We start from the raw sequence: 19,292 nt of genomic DNA, 5'->3' as shown, positions 1-19,292 counted from the left end.
TCATGGGCCTCGCTATCCTCTGTTCCGGGCAAGGTGCACAGCATCCTGGCATGCTTGCGGCCTTCCGGGCGGAGACGCTCGCACGGGATGTCATCGACGAAGCCAGCGAGTTCATGGATATGGACCTCTGGGACCTGGATACGCAGCCCGCGAGCGAACGGCTTTTCCAGAATGCGCTGGCGCAACCGCTCATATGCGCGGCGGCGCTCGCCGCCTGGCGAGGACTTTCGACTCGCGTGCCGGAGCCGGTATTGTGCGCGGGTTACAGCATTGGCGAGCTGGCGGCCTACGGTTGCTCTGGCGCATTGTCGGTTGCCGAAACGATCGGGCTTGCCCGCGCGCGCGCCGTTTTGATGAACGGCTGCAAGGACGCGTGCGGCGGCATGTTGGCGGTACGAGGGCTCCTTGAATCGCAACTGGGCAGAATTTGTAGCCGCTTCGGCGCCGAGATCGCGATTGAAAATGGCGAGGATCATTTCGTCATCGGAGGCTCCCGTGCAGCACTCGGACAGATCGCCTTGCTCGCGGCCCAAGAGGGTGCGAACACCGTCCGCATGCTGCAAGTTTCAGTCAGTTCGCACACGTCCGTCATGGAGCCCGCCGCGGCCGCGTTCAAGGAGCGATTGCGCGGCGTTGATGCGAAGGCTCCAGCATTTCCGGTGATCGCGGGTGTCAGCGGCGCGGCAGTGACCAGTTGGGCTGCAGCGGTTGACTCTCTGGCCGATCAACTGAGCCGGCCGATCCGCTGGAGCATGTGCATGGAAGCCGCGGTCGAACGGGGTGCGACCGTGTTTCTCGAGCTAGGCCCCGGTGCGTCGCTGGTGCGCATGCTGCAAGAAAGCCATCCTGACCTTGACGCACGATCACTCAGTGATTTCCGCTCAATTGACGGTGCAGTGCGCTGGGTCGAACGAGCTCTGTTCTGATTTGTCGTCTGCATTCATGCCGGGCGGCCACGGTGGTACTTCGCAAAACTAAGTATGAGAGGAGACACTCATGTATCAAGCGAAGCTTCAAGAGCCCAAGGTGGCGCATGCCAGAACCCGGTGGCTGCAATTGCTGATTGGCGTACTTTGCATGGGCCTCATCGCCAACCTGCAATACAGCTGGACCCTTTTCGTCAGGCCGATGCACAACACGATGGGTTGGCCCGAACATAGCATCCAGATAGCGTTCACTATTTTCATCATCGTCGAAACCTGGCTTGGGCCGGTCGAGGGAATGTTGGTGGACAGATATGGGCCTCGTCCCGTGGTCGCAGGCGGAGCGATATTGATCTTTATCGCCTGGACGATGAACGCGTATGCCAATTCTCTGCCAATACTTTATATAGCCGCCGTAATCTCGGGTGTGGGTGCGGGATCCGTGTATGGCACGTGTGTCGGCAACGCATTGAAGTGGTTCCCTGAAAAGCGTGGTTTTGCGTCGGGACTCACCGCGACCGGGTTCGGAGTGGGGGCTGCGCTGACGGTGATTCCGATCGCCAATGCAATCAAGGCGCACGGTTACCAGAGTGCGTTCCTGACTTTTGCCGCGATCCTGGGCGGGTCGATTTTGGTCCTGTCCATGTTCCTGGTGCGGCCCGCGCCGCCTAGGCGTGGCAAAGCGGCGCCCAGCCGTTTCGTGGAAACTCGACACGATTTCACCACTGGCCAGATGCTGAGAACGCCGGTGTTCTGGTTGATGTATGTGATTTTTGCCGCAGTCAGTACGGGGGGGTTGATTGCAACGGCGCAACTGGGATCCATCGCGCGCGATTTCGGCATCGCGAGAGTACCCATCGCCATTCTTGGCACGACGATTCCTTTGCTCACGCTGACGCTTTCCATCGACAACCTCGTCAACGGTCTTACGCGTCCCCTTGGCGGATTTCTTTCAGATCGATTCGGGCGAGAGAACGTGATGCTCGCCATCTTTCTTGGCGTAGGCGTCGCACTTCTCGGGCTCGCGCAGTTTGGACATTCTCCGCTTGCTTTCTTGATCTTTGGGCCGCTGATCTTCCTCTGTTGGGGAGAGACCTATGCGATCTCATCAGCACTCGCTGGCGATACCTTCGGCAACGCCCATGTCACGGCGAACGCTGGAGCTTTATACACGACGAAGGGCGTTGCTGCACTGTTGGTACCGCTCGGCAGCGTGATCAAGGAAATGACCGGCGACTGGACAACGGTTCTCCTTTGCTGTGCGGCGGTAAGCATAGTGGCCGCGCTCGCATCGAAATGGCTACTGAGTCCTATGCGGCGCTCGTTTATCGAGCGTAGTAATTTGCTCGACGATCCGGGCCAGAAAGTTGACGACCCGCAATACGCAGACCAATCGGCCCGTGTGGACGCGGCGCATTAAATTTGGTGCCAACGGATTGCAAAAAAGACCTAAGCGGGAGACCTCATGACCATCGGCCTTGCGGCAATCAGCTTGCACGCATGCGCGGGCAATTCAGCCACTACGGGCATGCCAAGCGTGAGGCCGGGCGTTTCGCGCTGCGTCGTGGCGGCGGTTAATGTGAAACCTGCGCAGTCAATAGTCGCTTCCAGCGTCGCGCCGACATCACGGATAAACGTAACCGTACCTGAAAGATAGTTAGGACCGCTAGTGGTCGAGACATGCTTCACGCAAACATCTTCGGGACGAATCAGCAGGCGGATGTCGGCCGCAGAATTGGGCACCCATGCGCCATCAGCCACGACAATCGCCTGGCCGCCCGGCAGCCTCACGCCGCCGCGACCATCCTGCGTAACCGGCAGGATATTGCCGAGCCCGATGAAGTCCGCAACGAATTCACTGACCGGGTTGCGGTAGATATCGAGCGGCTTGCCGACCTGTGCAATGCGGCCTTTTTCCATCACGACAATTTCATCGGCCATCGTCATTGCTTCGCGCTGGTCGTGCGTAACCATGATCGTCGTGATGCCGAGGCGCTTCTGCAGCAAGCGGATTTCGACCTGCATCGATTCACGCAGCTTGGCGTCAAGCGCAGAGAGCGGCTCGTCGAGCAGCAACAGTTTCGGCGACGACGCTATCGCACGCGCGATCGCCACGCGTTGACGCTGCCCCCCGGACAGTTGCGTGACCGGCCGGTTCGCCATGTGCGGCAGCTGGATCAGTTCGAGCAGTTCGGCCACGCGTTCCCCTTGCGCAGCCTTGCCCATTTTTCGCAGCCGCAACGGGTACGCGATATTTTCAGCGACGCTCATGTGCGGAAACAGCGCCAGCGACTGGAACACCATGCCGAAGTCGCGCTGGTTGGCCGGCAAATGAGTGATATCGCGGCCGGCGAAAGTCACGCTGCCGGAACTCGGTGTTTCAAGCCCCGCAATCATGCGCAGCAAGGTCGTCTTGCCGCAACCGGACGGCCCGAGAAAGCAGACCAGCTTGCCGTCCGGAACGCTCAGGTCGACGTGGTCGACGGCGTACGCGGCGTTGAAGCGCTTGGTCACGGCCTGGAGTGTCAGATGAGTCATGAGGATTCCTTGGATGCTTGCGTACCTGGAGCGCTCATAGCGCAACACCTTCGTCGCCGATCAATTTTTCAAGCAGCCATATCAGCGCAAAGTCGATGGCAACAATAAACACCGCGAACGAAAACACGGTCGGGTCGAGCGACGACACCGTGCGGCTGTAGAGCCATACTGGCAATGTCATGGTGTTGATGCCGTACAAAAAGAACGTCACCGTGAACTCGTTGAACGAGATGATGAACGCGAACAGCATGCCGGCCAGGATGCCGGGGCGCATCAGCGGCAATACCACGTCGAACATCGCGCGGCGCGGGCTCGCACCCATCACGCAGGCGGCTTCCTCGAACTCCGGACCAATCGATGCCGCCGACGCCGCGCAGTTCTTCACCGTAAACGGCAGCGCGAGAATCACGTGCGCAATGATGAGCCGGAACACGCCGAGTTCAACGGGCAACACGTTGAAGACCAGCAGCAGCGACAGCCCGAGCATCACCAGCGGATAGACGAGCGGCAGCGCCACGAGCTGTTCGACGGCCGACTTGCCTCGAAAGCGGTATCGGCTTAACGCATACGCGGCGGGCACCGAGACGAGCGTCGCAATGACCATCGTCGATACGGCGACGATCAGGCTCGTCGTCAGCGCGGTGCCCATGGAAAGCACGTCGCTTGCATCGGGCGCGACGACACTGTGCCATGCCGCGCGATACCACTGGAGGCTGTAGCCGGGCGGCGGAAATTCCAGCGTGTCCGAGGCGCTGAACGACATCAGGATCATCGTGAGGATGGGCAGCGCGGCAAGGAACAGCACGATGGCCGCGAGCAGCGCCGCGGGCCTGCCAAGCCGGCCCGGCATGGTTGCGGGCAGGAGCCGCGCACGATTGACTGGAGTGCTCATGCGGACGGCTCCTTGAGACGTTGGGTGCGGCGCACGAGGCTCTGCGAGATCGCCATGACGGCGAGCGTGGCGACCATCAGCACGACGCCGGAGGCAGAGGCTGCCGGCCAGTTCAAGAGCGGCGAGACTTCGTCGTGCACCAGCACGGCGAGCATCGGCACGCGCCGTCCGCCCAGCAACAGCGGCACTGCGAACGCGCTGGCGTTGTAAGCGAACACGAGCAGGGCGCCTGAAACCAGCCCGGGCATCGCAAGCGGCAGCATGATGTGGCGCAGCGTCTGCCAGCGCGTGGCGCCGAGCGTGGCGGCGGCTTCCTCGTACGAGAGCGAGACGGCGCGCATTGCGCTCGACAGCGGCAGCACGGCGAGCGGAAACGCGGTCTGGATCAACCCAAGCAGCACACCATGCTCGCGATAAAGCCATTGCATCGGACGCTGGATCACGCCGCTAGCGAGCAATGCGTGATTGAGCAATCCAGCCGGGCCGAGGATCACGAGCCAGCCATAGCCTTGCAGCAGCAGATTGACGAGCAACGGCAACAGCACGCCCGCCAGCAACAAGCGCCGGGCGAGCCGCGACTCTATGCGCGCCATGGCAAGCGCGACCGGGATCGCCAGCAGCACCGCACACACCATGCTTTGGAACGCGAGGCGCAGTGTCAGCCACAGCGCCTTCAGGAAATACGAATCGGCGAGGTTCGCGTAGTTCTGCACCGTGAACCCGTGCCACTCGTCACCCTGTGTACCGAAGCTCATGCGCAGGACCACGAGGGCCGCCGCCCCGAGCACCGCGAGAAACGCGAGGATCGGGGCGAGCAGCAGCCACGGCCGCGCGCGGGCGAGCGCGGCTTCGGATCCGGGGGCAACCGGCTGGTCCGGGGCCCCGGGGCCGGCGCGCTGCGTAGAAAGCTCGGCCATCGTGGTCACGCCGAAAATATCTCGGTGTAGCGCTTGATCCACGCAGCCTGTACAACAGCAAGTGATTTGTCGTCGTGCAGGACGGATTTCTCCGCAATCTGCTTCGGGCTCGGCACGAACCGCAGGCTCTCGGCGGGAATGACCGCCTTCGAATTTACCGGGCCGTTCAGCACGTCGGCGGCCATCTTGCCTTGCACGCCGGCATCGAGCGAATGATTGATGAACGCGTGAATCAGGTCGAGATCGCCGGGATGCGATTTTGGAATCACCGTGAACATCAACTGCGTGGCGAAGCCTTCCTTCATGCCGTACGTCACGCCCATCTTGTATTCGGGCTTCCTGATCTGATCGGGAAAAAACGCGGGAGAATAAATGCCGCCAATGTCGAGCGAGCCCGTGCGAAACAGGTCGGCGACCTGGTTCGGATTCTCGCCGAGCGTCATCACCCGGTCCTTCAATTCCGCGAGCTTCTTGAAACCTGGATCGATATTCTGCTGCGAACCGCCCGACATTTTTGCGGCGATGATCGCCAGATCGACCGCCTCTGCAAACTCGGGTGGCGGCAGGAACAGGCGGCCGGCGTACTTCGGATCCCACAGCGCTTCATACGACGACGGCGGCGTCTTGATGGTCGACGTGTTGTAAATCAGGCCGTCGGACCACAACAGGTAGCCGACACCAAAACCGTCCGCGCCGGTTCTATACCGCGCCTCCACTTCTTTGAGATTTGGCAGCTTGTCGAGGTCGGGCTTGATGAGCAGGCCCGCATCGCCGAGACCTGAGGCGCCCACGCCCGCGAGCGTGATGACGTCGTAGGTGGGACGGTCGCCCGCGGCTTTCACCTTGGCGACCATGCCGGAAGTACCGTCAGCGCGATCCGCGATCACCTTCGCGCCGGTTTTTGCTGAGAAGGTCGCAGCGATGTTGTGCAGTGCGGCAGTGCCTGTATCGTCTGACCAGGTCAGGAGGCGTAGCGTCTTGCCGGAGAAGTTGTGTTCCTGAGCCCTGAGATTGAGGAACGGAGCCGGCAATGCGGACGCTGCGAGCGCTGCGCCGATCGTCTTGACGGCTTGCCGCCGTCCTGTGCTGAATTTTTTCATCGCCGACTCCGTGGATATTAAGTGAGATGTCCGACCTATGCGCCGGGCGAACGGTCGTACCCGTCCGGCTTTGTCCGCGCACGAAAATCTTAGGAGCGCAAAATGGCCATCACAACTGATATATCGTCATGTCTGCCATGATTGAAGCACATGGCTCAGATGGAGGGATGTGGCCGGCATACCGTTAGTATTCAACGTCTGCAACCGGAAACCGATAGGCCGTCAATAGCTGCTCGAACGTAACGGGTCGTCCCCACAGGAAGCCCTGTATCTCGTTACAGCCGGCCAGGCGCAAGATTTCCAGTTGCTCCTGCGTTTCAACGCCTTCAGCCGTCACGCTCAGGTTTAGTTGGTGCGCAAGCGAGATAACCGCTTCAACGATGGTCCTTGACGCAATGCTCAAAGCGATTTCATCGACAAACGATTTGTCCAGCTTCAGGATATTAGGCTGAAACCTGGCCAGGTATCCCAAGCTGGAATACCCGGCGCCGAAGTCGTCGATTGCGATTTTTATGCCCATCGCCTTGATGCGCTCAAGCATATCGCGCGCTCCGTCGAAGTCGCCAACCAAAGCCGATTCGGTGATTTCCAGCGTGAGCTTTCTTGGGTCTACATCGCTCGCTTCAAGCGCCTCGATCAGCGTGGGAATCAGTCGGTTATCGGCAAGCTGCTTGCCTGACACGTTGATGGACATCGACGTGTTCGTCATCCCGCCTTCACGGAAACGTCTAAGATCGGCAATCGCCTGCCTGATCACCCAGTGACCCGTATCGACAATCAATCCGCTCTCTTCAAGCAACGGAATAAACGCATTGGGAGGGATCAGCCCAGACCTGGGATGCTGCCATCGGATGAGCGCCTCGAAGCCCAGCATGGCCCCTGTTGAAGCGTCGAACTGCGGCTGATAATGCAGTACAAAAAGATTGCGCTGCACCGCATCGCGCAACTCTCCTTCGAAAAAGGCCCGGGACAGTTCCTGTTGCTCGCTTTCGCCATAAACTTGCGACGTATTTCGTCCCGCGCGCTTCGCGGAGTACATGGCAAGATCGGCGCTTGTATATAGCGCTTCAGGGGTATCGCCATGTTCGGGAAAGAGCGCGACGCCAATCGAATAAGTGATCGATATCGACTGGTTGCCCACCCTGACCGGCATCAGGCACGCGTCCTTCAGGCTTTGGCAAATTTGTTCCACCGCGTGCTCTTCGTGAAGCCCTGGAACAATGACGGTGAACTCATCACCCCCCGCGCGAGCAACAATACTGTCAGGGGCCAACACACCCAAGATCCGAGTCGCGATCGCCTGCAAAACCTTGTCCCCGACAGAGTGCCCGGCTATGTCGTTCACAGCCTTGAAGCGATCGACGTCGAGGAATACAAACGCAAAAGGTTGTCCGTCGTCACAGTGCGCCTTGAGCGCCGCCGTCATGGCACTGCGGTTTGCAAGTCCCGTCAGGCTATCGAAGTGAGCCATTGCGTGCAGTTGCATCAGCCGCTCACGCTCGCTCGTGGCATCGACGCAAACGCTGACCACTCTTTCCACAACTTCATTTTCAACGACCGGATAGATATCTGCCCTTACCCAACGTGTCCGTCCTCCCGACAGATGCAGGCGAAAATAGCTTTGCGTGGGTGCCATCGAACCCACTGCCTGCTTCATCTTCACTCTTAGTTCGACCAGGTCGCAAGGCTCGACGCGGCGCGACCAGATCGTATTGTCCTTCATGATCTCGGCTACGGGCATTTCCCACATGCGCTCGAACGCGGAACTCACGTGATGCAGATGCTTGAAATCCGGACTGGCAGACCAGAAGACGGCGTCTACATGTCCTTCCATATCTCGCTGAAGTTTGGCCGACGCGCTCAGTTCATTGATGAGCGAGGTCTCTGCTGTGATGTCACGCGATTTGCATAGGACTGCGACCACCTCGTGATTGCGTCCGAAGACAGGAGCAAACGCGGAAGTCCACCATTTCAAGTTTCCAGCGAGCGAGTTGCAGGGCCCCGAAAAAGTGACGGCCTCACCGCCCCGTGCTCGCGAAAAAGCAGCTCTGGCGTCAGGGCCTTCCCAAAATGCGAGCCAATCCTGACCGATAAGCACGTCGTCAGGAGAAGCCTCGACAAGCACCATGCCTACGTTTGAGATGAAGAGGATGCGCCCTTCCACATCAAGTAACTTGATGCAGTCCTCCGCCATGCCAAGAAGGTTGTGAGCGAGTTGCTGCGAGGAGGTTTCTGCCCGGCTCAATGCGCGCATGCGCCAAATCAAGGTACCAGCAAGCATGCACGCGACGAAACAGATGAAAGCGCCAATCTGGGGTGACGTAACGAGGGCAGTGGTTGCGGCGACCAGACTCACGGCAACGATCGGAATGGCTGCAAGAAGATCCTTCTTGCGGTCAACCGGATCAATGCGTTGCTTAAACTCCTTCAGCAACTCGATTGCAGGAATGTTCGCCATTTGTTCGCTCAGGTTTTTATTAAGCCTTTAGTCTGCAGCGCCGAGTGGTCCTTGCTGATGAAAGGCTCATCCGTCCAGAAAACACATCTTGATACGATCAATCAATCGCTTACTCTACGCTACTGAAATTATCGGATGCTGTCATTTCGGTTGAATTCTCGCGGTGCGCGGGGATTGACGTTGGCTAGCCTAAGCCGGCCGAAAGCGGACGTATCCCTATGTCGAGGACGATGATCCGGCCCGATTTTTAACCCGCGATGGCGAATCTAGATACAGATGAATCCGGCTGTGGGTGACTTAAGGCGTAGTTACATGGGGCTTACCGTCGCGCATATTCATTCCAGGAGGAGTCCATGTTCGAGCGATGCAAATGGTTGAACGAGCCCGGCGAGTGGGCTTTGAAAAGCGGTCGCTTGTGGGTCAAGACGGACCCGGAAACCGATTTTTGGCGCGAGACATACTACGATTTTATCCATGACTCGGGGCATTCATTCGGGATCCGAACCAAGGGTGATTTCTCGGCACAAATTCATGTGCGTGGAGACTTCGCGTCGCTTTATGACCAGGCTGGATTGCTGATTCGCGTTGACGAGCGCAACTTGGCGAAGGCCGGCGTGGAGCTTACGGATGGCGCTTTGATGATGAGCAGCGTCATCACGCTTGACCAGTCGGATTGGGCGTTGGGATCGCCGATCGCGACGGCCGACGGATTCTGGCTGCGCGCGACGGTCGAGCGGGGAGCCCTGAGAATACAGTTTTCTATCGATGGCATGACGTGGCCCATGTTACGGCTGGCGCCGTTTCCCAAAGCGGCGAGTTACTTCGTAGGAGCTGCTTGCTGCAGCCCGAAGCGCGGCGGTTTGACAGTCGAGTTTTCCGAATTCCTCCTGATGCCGCCGCAACAGAAGGATCTACATGATCTGACATAAACGCATTGATTTGGTCCGCAGGCTGGAGCTTAGCGGCCTCAGGCGCCACCCTGTCGCGTACGCAGTTCGACTGGACGATCCGGGCTCATTGCCTCCTCTGCGAGCCATGCGGCTACTTCGGCCATTGGCGCGTCGCTGCGAGCGCGTCGCGGTGACACCACATAGTAGTCGGAGCCTGTGCGCAAGACCTGCGGCACCACTTGCACCAGGCGGCCGGCGGCCAGGTCAAGCGCGACGAAGAACGGACTGGCGAGCGCGAACCCCTGGCCCGCGATCGCCGCATCGATCGCCAGGGCGGTCTGGTTGAACCGGATGCCCTTCGACGGAGAAAGCGTCACGCCTGCCTGCGCGAGAAACGCCGGCCACGAGTCGTGTGCGTCGTGTATCAGTGGACTGTTTGCCAGCTGTTCTGGCGCAATGGCCGCCGCTCCGGCAAGCAATGACGGACTACCCACCGCGATCAGGGTGTTCTCGAACAGCAGTTGCGTCTCGACGCCCGGACCAAACGGCGGGCGCCCATAACGGATCGACAGATCGACGCCGTCCGTGTGAAAAACGGACACGCGGTCCGTCGCCAGGACGCGCAAATCGATGTCGGGATGGCGCGCGGTGAAGCGAGGCAATCGCGGCAAGAGCCACTTCGCTGCGATCGTCGGAGCCACGCTGATCGTGACGTGCTGCTCGCCGGGACGAAGCAAGCGCGTGGCTTCGGCGATCTCTTCCAGCGCGCGTCGTACCCGGCCGGCGTAGGCACCACCGGCCTCGGTCAGCGCCAGGCCACGCGAATGCCGCTCGAATAGCTTGATGCGCAGATCGGCTTCGAGTGCGCGCATCAGCTGCGCCACGGCCCCTTGCGTCACATCGAGTTCGTCAGCGGCAAGCCGGAAATTCAGACACCGCGCCACGACCTCGAAGACGCGAAGCGCTTTCAGCGACGGAAGCCCGTGCAGGGGGATATTCATTAGCTGACTGTAGATTTTCTACTGAGTGGATGTAGGTGTTCGGGCTCGACTGATCGCCGTCTTGTGACTAGTCTATCAATCGACAAGCGCCAGTGCCATTTGGCATCAGCGCGGTACCAAAGGACAGAGAGGACATATCGTGACAGTAGAAAAGGTTGCCATCATCACGGCAGGAGGCAGCGGCATGGGCGCTGCTGCGGCGCGCCGGCTTTCGAAGGACGGCTACCGGGTCGCCGTGCTGTCTTCCTCGGGCAAGGGCGAAGCCCTCGGCCGCGAGCTGGGGGGAATCGGGGTCACCGGATCCAATCAATCAGAAGCGGATCTGCGAGGCCTCGTCGATCAGGTGCTGGCGCGTTGGGGACGCATCGACGTCTTGGTCAACAGCGCGGGGCATGGCCCTCGTGGCGAGGTGCTTGCAATGTCCGACGACGACTGGCACCGAGGCATGGACGTCTATTTCCTCAATGTCGTCCGTGCATCGCGGCTCGTGGTGGAGACGATGAAGCAGCAGAAGTCGGGCACGATCATCAACATCTCGACGGCGTGGGCCGTCGAACCCTCCGGCATGTTCCCGACCTCCGCCGTGTTCCGGGCGGGCCTGGCTGCCTTCACGAAGATTTTCGCGGACACCTACGCAGCGGACAACATCCGCATGAACAATATCCTCCCCGGCTGGATAGACAGCCTTCCCGAAACTGACGAACGCCGGGAAAGCGTGCCAATGCAGCGCTACGGCCGGAGCGACGAGATCGCTGCGACTGTCGCCTTCCTGGCTTCCGAGGGGGCGGGCTACATCACCGGTCAGAACCTGCGTGTCGATGGCGGCGTGACGAGATCCCTGTGAAGAAAATCACGTTTCGGCAGGACCATATGGGGTATCCATGCACGCTCTAGTCTTTCATCAATTCGGCGATGCCGACGTCCTCCGCTACGAAGCGGTGCCAGATCCCGTTCCGGGCTCCGGGCAGGCGCTGGTGCGCATGCGCGCCATCGGCCTGAACTTCGCTGATGTTTATCGGCGCAAGGGGAACTACCACCTTGCCGGGGCGCCGCCGTGGATCCTCGGCTACGAGGGCGCTGGCGAGGTCGTCACGGCGCCTCAGCGCAGCGGCCTGCAGCCCGGTCAGCGTGTGGGTTTCGCCGACAGCCCATTCGCCAACGCGGAACTCTGCGCGGTCGATGTGAGCCGCCTCGTCGCGTTGCCGGATGAAATTTCCTTCGAGATGGCCGCCGGCAGCCTGCTCCAGGGCCTGACCGCGCAGTACTTGTGCCGCGACAGCGTCGCGTTGCGCGCCGGGGATTGGGCCGTTGTGCACGCAGCGGCAGGAGGCGTGGGGCTGCTCCTCGTCCAGATCCTGCGGCACTTGGGGGCGCGCGTCATCGGCATCGCTTCGACGGAGGCCAAGCGGAAAGCCGTGCGCGATCTCGGCACGGAGTTTGTGATCCCCACCGAGGGTTGGCTTGAGGCCGTGAAGTCGCTCACGGGCGGGCGCGGCGCGGACGTGGTGTACGACTCGGTAGGCACGACGCTGCGCGAGAGCTTGGACGCCGCGCGCACCGGTGGCACGATCGTTTTCTACGGCATGGCGGCGGGCGATCCGGCGCCCGTGGACCCGCGGCTGCTCATGGACCGGTCGCTGGCGCTGGTCGGCGGTGACCTGTGGAACGTGCTCACCACGGCTGAAGAGCGCCAGACGCGCACCACGGAATTGTTCAACTGGATCCGGTCGGGCGACGTGACGCCGCGCGTTTCGCGAACGTACGCGTTGCGAGACGGCGCGCAGGCCCACCGGGAACTTGAAAGCCGCCAGAGCATCGGCAAGATCGTGTTGCTGCCTTGAAATCGGCGTGAGATGACACGTACTCATCTGGACGACGTGCTGAGTGGTCCAGTGCAATGCGGTGGAATTCGTTTTTAGGCAGAGATTGAATTCCTCCGCGCTCTACAGCCGGCTTGACGCGCTCCTCGACCAGACGGTCAGGCGGCGCTGGCGATCGGCGCCTCGAGAAGACAGCCAAACTCGCGGGCAAAGTCGACAGAGACGCGCGCATGGACTGCGCCCTGCTTATCAAAAAACCGCTGCGTCCCGCTAAGCGTGAACACACCTTCATGCCAGACGTTCGGGTGGATGTAGAGACCCTGCTGGCCATTGAAGCGAAAGCACACGAATTTCTCGGGTGTAATGTCGTCCCCGGGCAACGCGAGTGGAATGTAGAACGGACGATGGTCGAGAGGAAAGAAAAGTTGTCCGCCGTCGGGGTGATAGTTCGCATGCCAAAGTAACATGAGTTCCGGGGCATTGGCGTTGTCGTCGCGCGCTGCTTCAGGCTCCTTCGCGTATGCAAGGATGTAGTTCCCGCCCACGGCCTCGTTTCGGCCGTAGAGAATATCCCCGCGCCATTCGCTCACGAATGTCCCTTCGGTCGTGCCTGCCTCATCACCGGTTCCGGGGTCGATTGGCCTTGTCCCCACTGCCGGCCATTGCACGATCTCGATCGAGCACTCGCTCGGGTCTGTCACAAGCCTGCCGAATCCATCAAGTGTGGCGGGAGTCGCGTCGACCACAGGCATCGACACGCGTCGGAGGCCACGGGGAAGGGCGGGGTTGAGGTAGTCGATTTCATGGGTCATCGGTACAGTTTATACGAGTCGACAATTTGAACGAAGGTGGGGCATTGTTCGATTTTTTAAACGTCGCACGCGTCCCAAGGAAGCCGCTGGCGCCTGATCCAGCTTTGTCATGCCTCAACGAACAGCGTCACGCGGTCAGAATGGCCTTCGTGCCGTCCCGGCCCTCATAAGTCATCGCCGCGTCGATTTGCTCATAGACGAACGTTTCGCCAATCCGGGTCCGGTATAGCCGATCCTCGATCACCGGTTCGAGCGCCCGCAACGCGGCCCCGAGTCTTCCCCGGTCCTTGACGGTCGCGCTGTCGAAGTTGCTGAAACGCCGGATGACGAGGTTCTTCATCATGACCAGCGCGCTCGGGAACGACACTGGCGACGCCGCGTCCAGAAAACCGTAGCACCAGATTGTCGAATTCACCGGCAAGGCCGTTGCCACGTCGCTGAGCAACCGGCCGCCCACGCCGTCGAACACCGCCGTCGCTCCCAGTTTCGCTGAGAGTTCGGCGAGCGTCGCCGTGAACCCTTCATGGGTCACGATCACATGTTCGATACCCGCGGCATGCAACGCGTCGCGCGCTGCGTCCGTGCGAACGAGGAAAGCTGCCGGCAAGCCGCGTTCGCGGGCAAGCGCGGCGATCGCGTTGCCGGTCGCCGAATTCCCTGCCGTGACAAGGATGCCCCGATGCCCCGCCGCGATAATCTCATCGATAAACGCGTACGCCGTCATCACGTTGACCAGCGAGCCGCTGTAATCCAGGGCCGACACATGGTCCGGCAAGATCAGGCAGGTGGTGTAAGGCATCTGCGCCCGCTCCGACCATAGCCCTATGCTTTCCGCGCTGCGTCCAAGCGACCGGTAAATGGCGACCTGTCGACCGGCGTACCGCGATGGCACCCCGTCTCCGACCGCGATAACGGTACCCGCACCCGATGCCCCCCAAACGTCGTGCCGAACGGTAGGCAGCGCTACTCCCAACGACGCGGGCTGTTTGAGGAAAGTCTTGTCGCCGTGATTGATCGCGGATCCTGCCATTTCAATCAGCACATGGCCCGCTGCCGCCTCGGTGGGCGTCGGCACCTCGCGCACTTCCAGGTCTCGCGGGGCCGTTACACAAATCGCTTTCATCGTTTAACTCCTTGATTGGAAAGCGCTACCTTAAGCGTCCTGATCCATTGCGAAAACGGCTGTAACGGGCATACCATTGATTCCAATTCGGAATTGATGAAAGGGGAGCGGAACAAGTGGATCGACTCGACGCAATGCGGCTCTTCGTAAGGCTGGTCGAAAGTGGCAGCTTCACGGCCGTGGCGCGTGCCGAAGGGATGGGGCAGCCCGCCGTGAGCAAGCAGATCCGCGCGCTCGAACGCTATCTGGGCGCGCAACTGCTTGCACGCACGTCGCGCCAGGTGAGCGTTACCGAAGCGGGGCAAACGTTCTATTCCTCGGCGAAGACGCTGCTGGAAGATGTCGATCTCGCCGAGTCATCGGTGGGCGACAGGCAGCAATCGCCGCGCGGCTTGATCCGTCTGAGCGCGTCGCCCGCGCACGGACGCCTGTGTATTACGCCGCTGCTGCCCGAGTTCTTCCGACGTTATCCGGACGTGGAAATCCAGATGTCGGTCTCGGAGCGTCAGGTCGATCTGATCGGCGACGGGATCGATCTCGCGATCCGTCATGGCCGCATGCAGGATTCTTCGATGACCGCGAGGAAGCTTTGCGACTCGCCTTTCCTACTCGTCGCAAGCCGCACTTACCTCGCGACGCACGCGATGCCGACGTGTCTCGACGATCTCGATGCGCACGACTGCGTGGTCTTCGCCCATGGGCGGGAACGTCGTCCGTGGGTATTCGGGTCGGGTGACGAGACGGTCGCCTACACGCCGCGCGGACCGTTCATGACCGGCGACGCCGAGCAAATTCGCGCGGGCATATTGTGTGGACTTGGCATCGCGCAGGTACCAGCGTGGGTCGTCGCGCCGGAGATTGCCACAGGCGAAGTGCAGGTGCTCCTGCCGCAGCTCCAGCGTGAATCTGTTCCCACCTACCTGGTTCATCCCGCCGGCAGACGAGTGCCAGTGCGTGTCAAGCTGCTGATGGACTATCTTCAGGCGGCTTTTGCATTGGCCGTCTGAATTGACGACAAGAAAAGGGGCACAGGATATGCGTTACCGACTTGCGGCCGGGGGTCGTTTTTTGAATCAACGCGTGCCGACGTTATCCGGAAGAATCGGATCACTTGCCGCACTTCTTACAAGGAAAGGTTCATGCTAAAAATCCATCACCTTGGTCACTCACAGTCGGAACGGATCGTCTGGCTCTGTGAAGAACTCGAGGTTCCTTACGAGCTCGAAAAATACACGCGCGACCCGGTCACGCAGCTGTCACCGCCGGAACTCAAGGCGCTGCATCCGCTCGGCGCCGCACCGCTCATTGAAGCCGATGGGATCTTGCTTGCCGAGTCGGCCGCGATCGTCCAATTTGTTCTCGCCCGATACGGTCACGGACGCCTGCAGCATGGGCCCGATCATCCCGATTTCGCTGCCTATCTTTATTGGTTTCACTTCGCCAATGGCAATCTTCAGCCGGTAATGGGCCGATCGATGTTCATTGGGCGCTGCGGGCTGGCACGGGACCATCCGATCCTGACGTCGGCGCAGGGACGACTGGACAAGGTGCTCGCGCTGATCGAAGCGCAGCTTGCACAGAACGACTATCTTGCTGGCAGCGCGTTCACCGCGGCAGACATCATGAGTGTCTTTTCGCTGACCACGATGCGTCTGTTTCATCCGCTTGATCTGAAGCCATATCCTCACTTATTGGCGTATCTTCAGCGAATCGGCGAACGAGCCGGGTATCAGAGGGCGATGGCCAAAGGCGATCCGGACCTGACGCCGGTGCTGACATGACATGACATGACATGACAGCGCGGCGATTCGCTCTTCATTCAACTTACCTTTGCGAGCACTTATGCATCTTCTTCACGTAATTGGTTCGCCGCGCACAGGGCGCTCAGCGTCCCGGCAGGTCGCTAACGCCTTCATTGACGCATGGAAGGAGGGACATCCGGACCGGACCGTCGACGAACTGAACGTTTGGGAAATCGACCTGCCTGTTTTCGACGGGCCGGTGCTCGAAGCAAAATACGCGGGCATCGAGGGCCGGCCGCTCGATCCCGTGCAGGCTGACGCGTGGCGCGCCGTCAGTACGCTTGCTGAACGGTTCCGGCAGGCAAACGTCATTCTCTTCAGCGTACCGATGTGGAATTTCGGCATCCCGTATCGGCTCAAACATCTGATCGATGTCATCTCGCAAAAGGACGTGCTGTTTACATTCGACGAAAGAGGATTGAACGGCCTGCTTGGCGGAAGGACGGTCGTCACGATCGCGGCGCGAGGCGTTCAGCTTGGGGCGGATTTTCCACAGGATCAGTTCGACTTTCAGACCGCTTATCTCACCATGTGGTCGCGCATGGTTGGGATCACCGACGTACGTGTGATCAGCGTTGAAAAAACGTTGGCAGGCCCCGAGCAGGACCATGCGTCCCGCAATGAGGCCAGCGAAAAAGCTCGCGAGCTTGCCCGCGATTTGTAAGCAGGGAATTGCCGTACTTCTGTTCGCTTCAAGCATGCATGTCGTCATTAACGGCAATGAGCTTGAATTGGACTTTGACCCCAGGACGTCGCTTCTGGAGGACCCTCACACGCCAATGGGCGCGCGCGGCGTTGGCGAGATCGGAACCACGGAGCGGGCGCGGCCATCGCGAACGCGGTTTTTAATGCCACCGGCAAGCGAATTCGCGATCTTCCAATCACGTTGGATAAGGTGATTCGTTATCCGAAGAGGCGCAGCCGGTCGTCCGCGATTCGCCATGGCAGCTTCCGAACTGGAACTGCCACGGGGCTGACTCAGGCGGCGATCTTCTGCTCCCCGGCAGCCTGTTCACGGATGCGACGAGCTTCGTCGCGCAGGAACTGCTGGTAATCGTCGAGATCGCCGTCGAAGGGCTCGACGCCACCATCGGTGACGAGCCAGAACTCATCACAGACCGCGCGCAACAGGGACCGGTCGTGACTGACCAGCAACACCGTGCCTTCGAATTCGTTGAGTGCCATGCCCAGCGCTTCGCGTGTGGCCAGGTCGAGGTGGTTGGTCGGCTCATCGAGCAGCAGCAGGTTGGGGCGCTGCCACACGATCATGCACAACACGAGCCGCGCCTTTTCGCCGCCGCTCATCGTGCCGACCTTCTGATGGACCATGTCGCCACCGAAGCTGAAAGTGCCGAGGAAGGTGCGAAGCGATTGTTCGGTGCCACTCTGACCGGGGGCACGCATGTTCGGCGGCGTGTCCTTGGCAAGGCGGATCATGTGTTCCATCGGCGTGTCGAGTGGGCGCAGCACGTCGAGTTCCTGCTGTGCGAAGTAGCCGATGTTCAGCCCTTTGCCTTCGCTGATCTCGCCCGCAATCAGGGCCAGCTCGTGCGCCACCGTCTTCACCAGAGTGGACTTGCCTTGACCGTTGGCACCGAGAATGCCAATTCGCTGTCCGGCCAGCACGGATCGGTTGATGCCCCGCACGATGACCGTGGGCGGCGTGTCCGGCGGTGCGTCGGTCGGCGCCGGGTAGCCGAAGCTCGCGTCCAGCATCGACAACAGCGGGTTCGGAACGTTAAGCGGTTCCTTGAATTCGAAGGTGAACTCCGCGTCGGCAAGCACGGGGGCGATCTTCTCCATGCGTTCGAGCGCCTTGACCCGGCTCTGCGCCTGCTTCGCCTTTGAGGCCGTGGCCTTGAAACGGTCGATGAATTTCTGCAGGTGGGCGATCTTGTCCGCCTGCTTGGCCATAGAGGCCTGCTGCAACAGCATCTGCTCAGCGCGCATGTCTTCGAACTTGCTGTAGTTGCCGCCATAACGCACCAGCTTGGCGTTGTCGACGTGCACCGTCACCTGCGTCACCGCGTCGAGGAATTCGCGATCGTGACTGATCACGACCATGGTTCCTTGATAGCGCTTGAGCCACGCTTCGAGCCAGACCAGCGCGTCGAGGTCCAGGTGATTGGTCGGTTCGTCGAGCAACAGCAAGTCGGACGGGCACATGAGCGCGCGCGCCAGTTGCAGTCGCATGCGCCAGCCGCCGGAGAAACTGTTGACCGGCTGGCTAAGCTGCGCAGCGCTGAAGCCCAGGCCCTGGATCAGCGCCTGGGCACGTGCGGGCGCATCGTGTGCACCAGCGTCGTGCAGGGCCATGTAGGCGTGCGCCATGCGCATGCCATCGTCGCTGGCCTCGGCAGCGGCTACTTCGGCCTGCGCGGCCAGCATGACGGTATCACCCTCGATTACAAAGTCGGTCGCACTCTGCTCGGTCTCCGGCATGTCCTGCGCAACCTGGCCCATCTTCCACGCAGTGGGAATCGAGAACTCGCCGCTGTCTTCGTGCAGCGTGCCGTTAAGAAGGCCGAAGAAGGATGACTTGCCGGCGCCATTGCGGCCGACAAGGCCAATTTTTTCACCGGGGGTGAAGGTGACGGACGCGCTGTCGAGTACGACATTGACGCCGCGGCGCAGCGTGACATTACGGACGGAAATCATAGGGAGCTACTTCGAAGAGGACACGCATGATAGCCGACCGACGTACAGCGCTGTTTCTTTTCTGGCCGCACGACTGAAGAGCCGCTTGCGTTTTGCGGCGTCCCTTGGCCACAAAGTGAGGCGGGTACTGGCGCTCAGCGCCGTTCAGTTTGTGGGGCCAGAAGCAGACGGTGAGTGACGGCTTTTTGGGCGTGCGCCAGCCTTGGCAAGTGGCACCACTCAAGCCACTTCAACGGACTGGACTGAGGGGCAGATCACATTGGCAGTATCTCTGCAGCGATGTAACGCCCCGGGAGTTGTCCTCAATGTTCGCCGAAATAATGCGATAAACGCACTTGCGCTGTCGTAATTAAGCTTA

17 protein-coding genes are annotated in these 19,292 nt (G+C 60.5%); 8 read left to right on the top strand and 9 right to left on the bottom strand.

What is annotated here, in order from left to right:
- Positions 1-2: 2 nt before the first annotated feature.
- The gene (locus ACSQ83_RS22315; RefSeq protein ID WP_436229647.1) at positions 3-926 is read left to right on the top strand and encodes an ACP S-malonyltransferase; all 924 of its coding nucleotides are present in this window, start codon (positions 3-5) and stop codon (positions 924-926) included.
- A gap of 70 nt (positions 927-996) precedes the next feature.
- On the top strand, positions 997-2,343 hold the full coding sequence (gene oxlT / locus ACSQ83_RS22310) for an oxalate/formate MFS antiporter (RefSeq protein WP_414952532.1): 1,347 nt from the start codon (positions 997-999) through the stop codon (positions 2,341-2,343).
- A gap of 29 nt (positions 2,344-2,372) precedes the next feature.
- Here oxlT and ACSQ83_RS22305 read toward each other — a convergent pair whose 3' ends face one another.
- The 5 genes from ACSQ83_RS22305 to ACSQ83_RS22285 all read right to left on the bottom strand — a co-directional run bounded on the left by ACSQ83_RS22305 (position 2,373) and on the right by ACSQ83_RS22285 (position 8,828).
- Complete coding sequence (locus ACSQ83_RS22305; RefSeq protein ID WP_436229646.1) at positions 2,373-3,461, bottom strand: ABC transporter ATP-binding protein; 1,089 nt, start codon at positions 3,459-3,461, stop codon at positions 2,373-2,375.
- 34 nt (positions 3,462-3,495) lie between these two features.
- The gene (locus ACSQ83_RS22300; protein WP_414952534.1) at positions 3,496-4,353 is read right to left on the bottom strand and encodes an ABC transporter permease; all 858 of its coding nucleotides are present in this window, start codon (positions 4,351-4,353) and stop codon (positions 3,496-3,498) included.
- Complete coding sequence (locus ACSQ83_RS22295; RefSeq protein ID WP_436229645.1) at positions 4,350-5,270, bottom strand: ABC transporter permease; 921 nt, start codon at positions 5,268-5,270, stop codon at positions 4,350-4,352. The genes ACSQ83_RS22300 and ACSQ83_RS22295 overlap by 4 nt, the downstream gene beginning before the upstream one ends.
- Before the next feature lie 5 nt (positions 5,271-5,275).
- Positions 5,276-6,370, bottom strand: a complete 1,095-nt coding sequence (locus ACSQ83_RS22290; protein ID WP_436229644.1) for an ABC transporter substrate-binding protein — start codon at positions 6,368-6,370, stop codon at positions 5,276-5,278.
- Positions 6,371-6,554: 184 nt separating this feature from the next.
- On the bottom strand, positions 6,555-8,828 hold the full coding sequence (locus tag ACSQ83_RS22285) for a putative bifunctional diguanylate cyclase/phosphodiesterase (RefSeq protein WP_436229643.1): 2,274 nt from the start codon (positions 8,826-8,828) through the stop codon (positions 6,555-6,557).
- A 353-nt stretch (positions 8,829-9,181) separates the two neighbouring features.
- On the opposite strand from ACSQ83_RS22285, the gene ACSQ83_RS22280 reads away from it, so the two are divergent.
- A complete protein-coding gene (locus tag ACSQ83_RS22280) occupies positions 9,182-9,757 on the top strand; it encodes a DUF1349 domain-containing protein (RefSeq protein ID WP_436229642.1) in 576 nt (191 codons plus the stop codon).
- Between the two features lie 38 nt (positions 9,758-9,795).
- Here the strand turns inward: ACSQ83_RS22280 and ACSQ83_RS22275 are convergent, their stop codons facing one another.
- Positions 9,796-10,719, bottom strand: coding sequence for a LysR substrate-binding domain-containing protein (locus tag ACSQ83_RS22275; protein ID WP_436229641.1), 924 nt, complete (start codon positions 10,717-10,719; stop codon positions 9,796-9,798).
- 139 nt (positions 10,720-10,858) lie between these two features.
- Here ACSQ83_RS22275 and ACSQ83_RS22270 point away from each other — a divergent pair, with 139 nt between their 5' ends.
- Both ACSQ83_RS22270 and ACSQ83_RS22265 read left to right on the top strand, forming a co-directional pair.
- Complete coding sequence (locus ACSQ83_RS22270; protein WP_436229640.1) at positions 10,859-11,563, top strand: SDR family oxidoreductase; 705 nt, start codon at positions 10,859-10,861, stop codon at positions 11,561-11,563.
- Between the two features lie 37 nt (positions 11,564-11,600).
- Complete coding sequence (locus ACSQ83_RS22265; protein WP_436229639.1) at positions 11,601-12,560, top strand: quinone oxidoreductase family protein; 960 nt, start codon at positions 11,601-11,603, stop codon at positions 12,558-12,560.
- Between the two features lie 137 nt (positions 12,561-12,697).
- Here the strand turns inward: ACSQ83_RS22265 and ACSQ83_RS22260 are convergent, their stop codons facing one another.
- Positions 12,698-13,351, bottom strand: a complete 654-nt coding sequence (locus ACSQ83_RS22260) for an ureidoglycolate lyase (RefSeq protein ID WP_436229638.1) — start codon at positions 13,349-13,351, stop codon at positions 12,698-12,700.
- Between the two features lie 127 nt (positions 13,352-13,478).
- Positions 13,479-14,474 carry a zinc-binding dehydrogenase gene (locus ACSQ83_RS22255; protein ID WP_436229637.1) on the bottom strand — a complete coding sequence of 332 codons (996 nt, stop codon included), beginning with the start codon at positions 14,472-14,474 and terminating at the stop codon, positions 13,479-13,481.
- 116 nt (positions 14,475-14,590) lie between these two features.
- On the opposite strand from ACSQ83_RS22255, the gene ACSQ83_RS22250 reads away from it, so the two are divergent.
- The 3 genes from ACSQ83_RS22250 (at position 14,591) to ACSQ83_RS22240 (ending at position 16,940) form a co-directional block, all read left to right on the top strand.
- On the top strand, positions 14,591-15,481 hold the full coding sequence (locus ACSQ83_RS22250) for a LysR substrate-binding domain-containing protein (RefSeq protein ID WP_436229636.1): 891 nt from the start codon (positions 14,591-14,593) through the stop codon (positions 15,479-15,481).
- A 132-nt stretch (positions 15,482-15,613) separates the two neighbouring features.
- Complete coding sequence (locus tag ACSQ83_RS22245) at positions 15,614-16,255, top strand: glutathione S-transferase family protein (RefSeq protein ID WP_436229635.1); 642 nt, start codon at positions 15,614-15,616, stop codon at positions 16,253-16,255.
- Between the two features lie 61 nt (positions 16,256-16,316).
- Positions 16,317-16,940 carry an FMN-dependent NADH-azoreductase gene (locus ACSQ83_RS22240; protein WP_414952546.1) on the top strand — a complete coding sequence of 208 codons (624 nt, stop codon included), beginning with the start codon at positions 16,317-16,319 and terminating at the stop codon, positions 16,938-16,940.
- A 314-nt stretch (positions 16,941-17,254) separates the two neighbouring features.
- Here ACSQ83_RS22240 and ACSQ83_RS22235 read toward each other — a convergent pair whose 3' ends face one another.
- Positions 17,255-18,934, bottom strand: a complete 1,680-nt coding sequence (locus ACSQ83_RS22235) for an ABC-F family ATP-binding cassette domain-containing protein (protein WP_436229634.1) — start codon at positions 18,932-18,934, stop codon at positions 17,255-17,257.
- Positions 18,935-19,292 lie beyond the last annotated feature (358 nt).

It is taken from the genome of Caballeronia sp. LjRoot29 (assembly GCF_964252755.1).
Lineage (GTDB): Bacteria > Pseudomonadota > Gammaproteobacteria > Burkholderiales > Burkholderiaceae > Caballeronia.
Note: the sequence above shows the minus strand (reverse complement) of the source record. Positions and strands in the feature narration are given on the sequence as shown.

Bases quoted from the DNA above. Each gene is read 5' to 3' on its own strand.
- ACSQ83_RS22290 (WP_436229644.1), bottom strand. From the start codon at position 6,370: ATGAAAAAATTCAGCACAGGACGGCGGCAAGCCGTCAAGACGATCGGC.
- oxlT (WP_414952532.1), top strand. From the start codon at position 997: ATGTATCAAGCGAAGCTTCAAGAGCCCAAGGTGGCGCATGCCAGAACC.
- ACSQ83_RS22300 (WP_414952534.1), bottom strand. From the start codon at position 4,353: ATGAGCACTCCAGTCAATCGTGCGCGGCTCCTGCCCGCAACCATGCCG.
- ACSQ83_RS22255 (WP_436229637.1), bottom strand. From the start codon at position 14,474: ATGAAAGCGATTTGTGTAACGGCCCCGCGAGACCTGGAAGTGCGCGAG.
- ACSQ83_RS22280 (WP_436229642.1), top strand. From the start codon at position 9,182: ATGTTCGAGCGATGCAAATGGTTGAACGAGCCCGGCGAGTGGGCTTTG.
- ACSQ83_RS22245 (WP_436229635.1), top strand. From the start codon at position 15,614: ATGCTAAAAATCCATCACCTTGGTCACTCACAGTCGGAACGGATCGTC.
- ACSQ83_RS22295 (WP_436229645.1), bottom strand. From the start codon at position 5,270: ATGGCCGAGCTTTCTACGCAGCGCGCCGGCCCCGGGGCCCCGGACCAG.
- ACSQ83_RS22240 (WP_414952546.1), top strand. From the start codon at position 16,317: ATGCATCTTCTTCACGTAATTGGTTCGCCGCGCACAGGGCGCTCAGCG.
- ACSQ83_RS22315 (WP_436229647.1), top strand. From the start codon at position 3: ATGGGCCTCGCTATCCTCTGTTCCGGGCAAGGTGCACAGCATCCTGGC.
- ACSQ83_RS22235 (WP_436229634.1), bottom strand. From the start codon at position 18,934: ATGATTTCCGTCCGTAATGTCACGCTGCGCCGCGGCGTCAATGTCGTA.
- ACSQ83_RS22275 (WP_436229641.1), bottom strand. From the start codon at position 10,719: ATGAATATCCCCCTGCACGGGCTTCCGTCGCTGAAAGCGCTTCGCGTC.
- ACSQ83_RS22260 (WP_436229638.1), bottom strand. From the start codon at position 13,351: ATGACCCATGAAATCGACTACCTCAACCCCGCCCTTCCCCGTGGCCTC.
- ACSQ83_RS22305 (WP_436229646.1), bottom strand. From the start codon at position 3,461: ATGACTCATCTGACACTCCAGGCCGTGACCAAGCGCTTCAACGCCGCG.
- ACSQ83_RS22265 (WP_436229639.1), top strand. From the start codon at position 11,601: ATGCACGCTCTAGTCTTTCATCAATTCGGCGATGCCGACGTCCTCCGC.
- ACSQ83_RS22285 (WP_436229643.1), bottom strand. From the start codon at position 8,828: ATGGCGAACATTCCTGCAATCGAGTTGCTGAAGGAGTTTAAGCAACGC.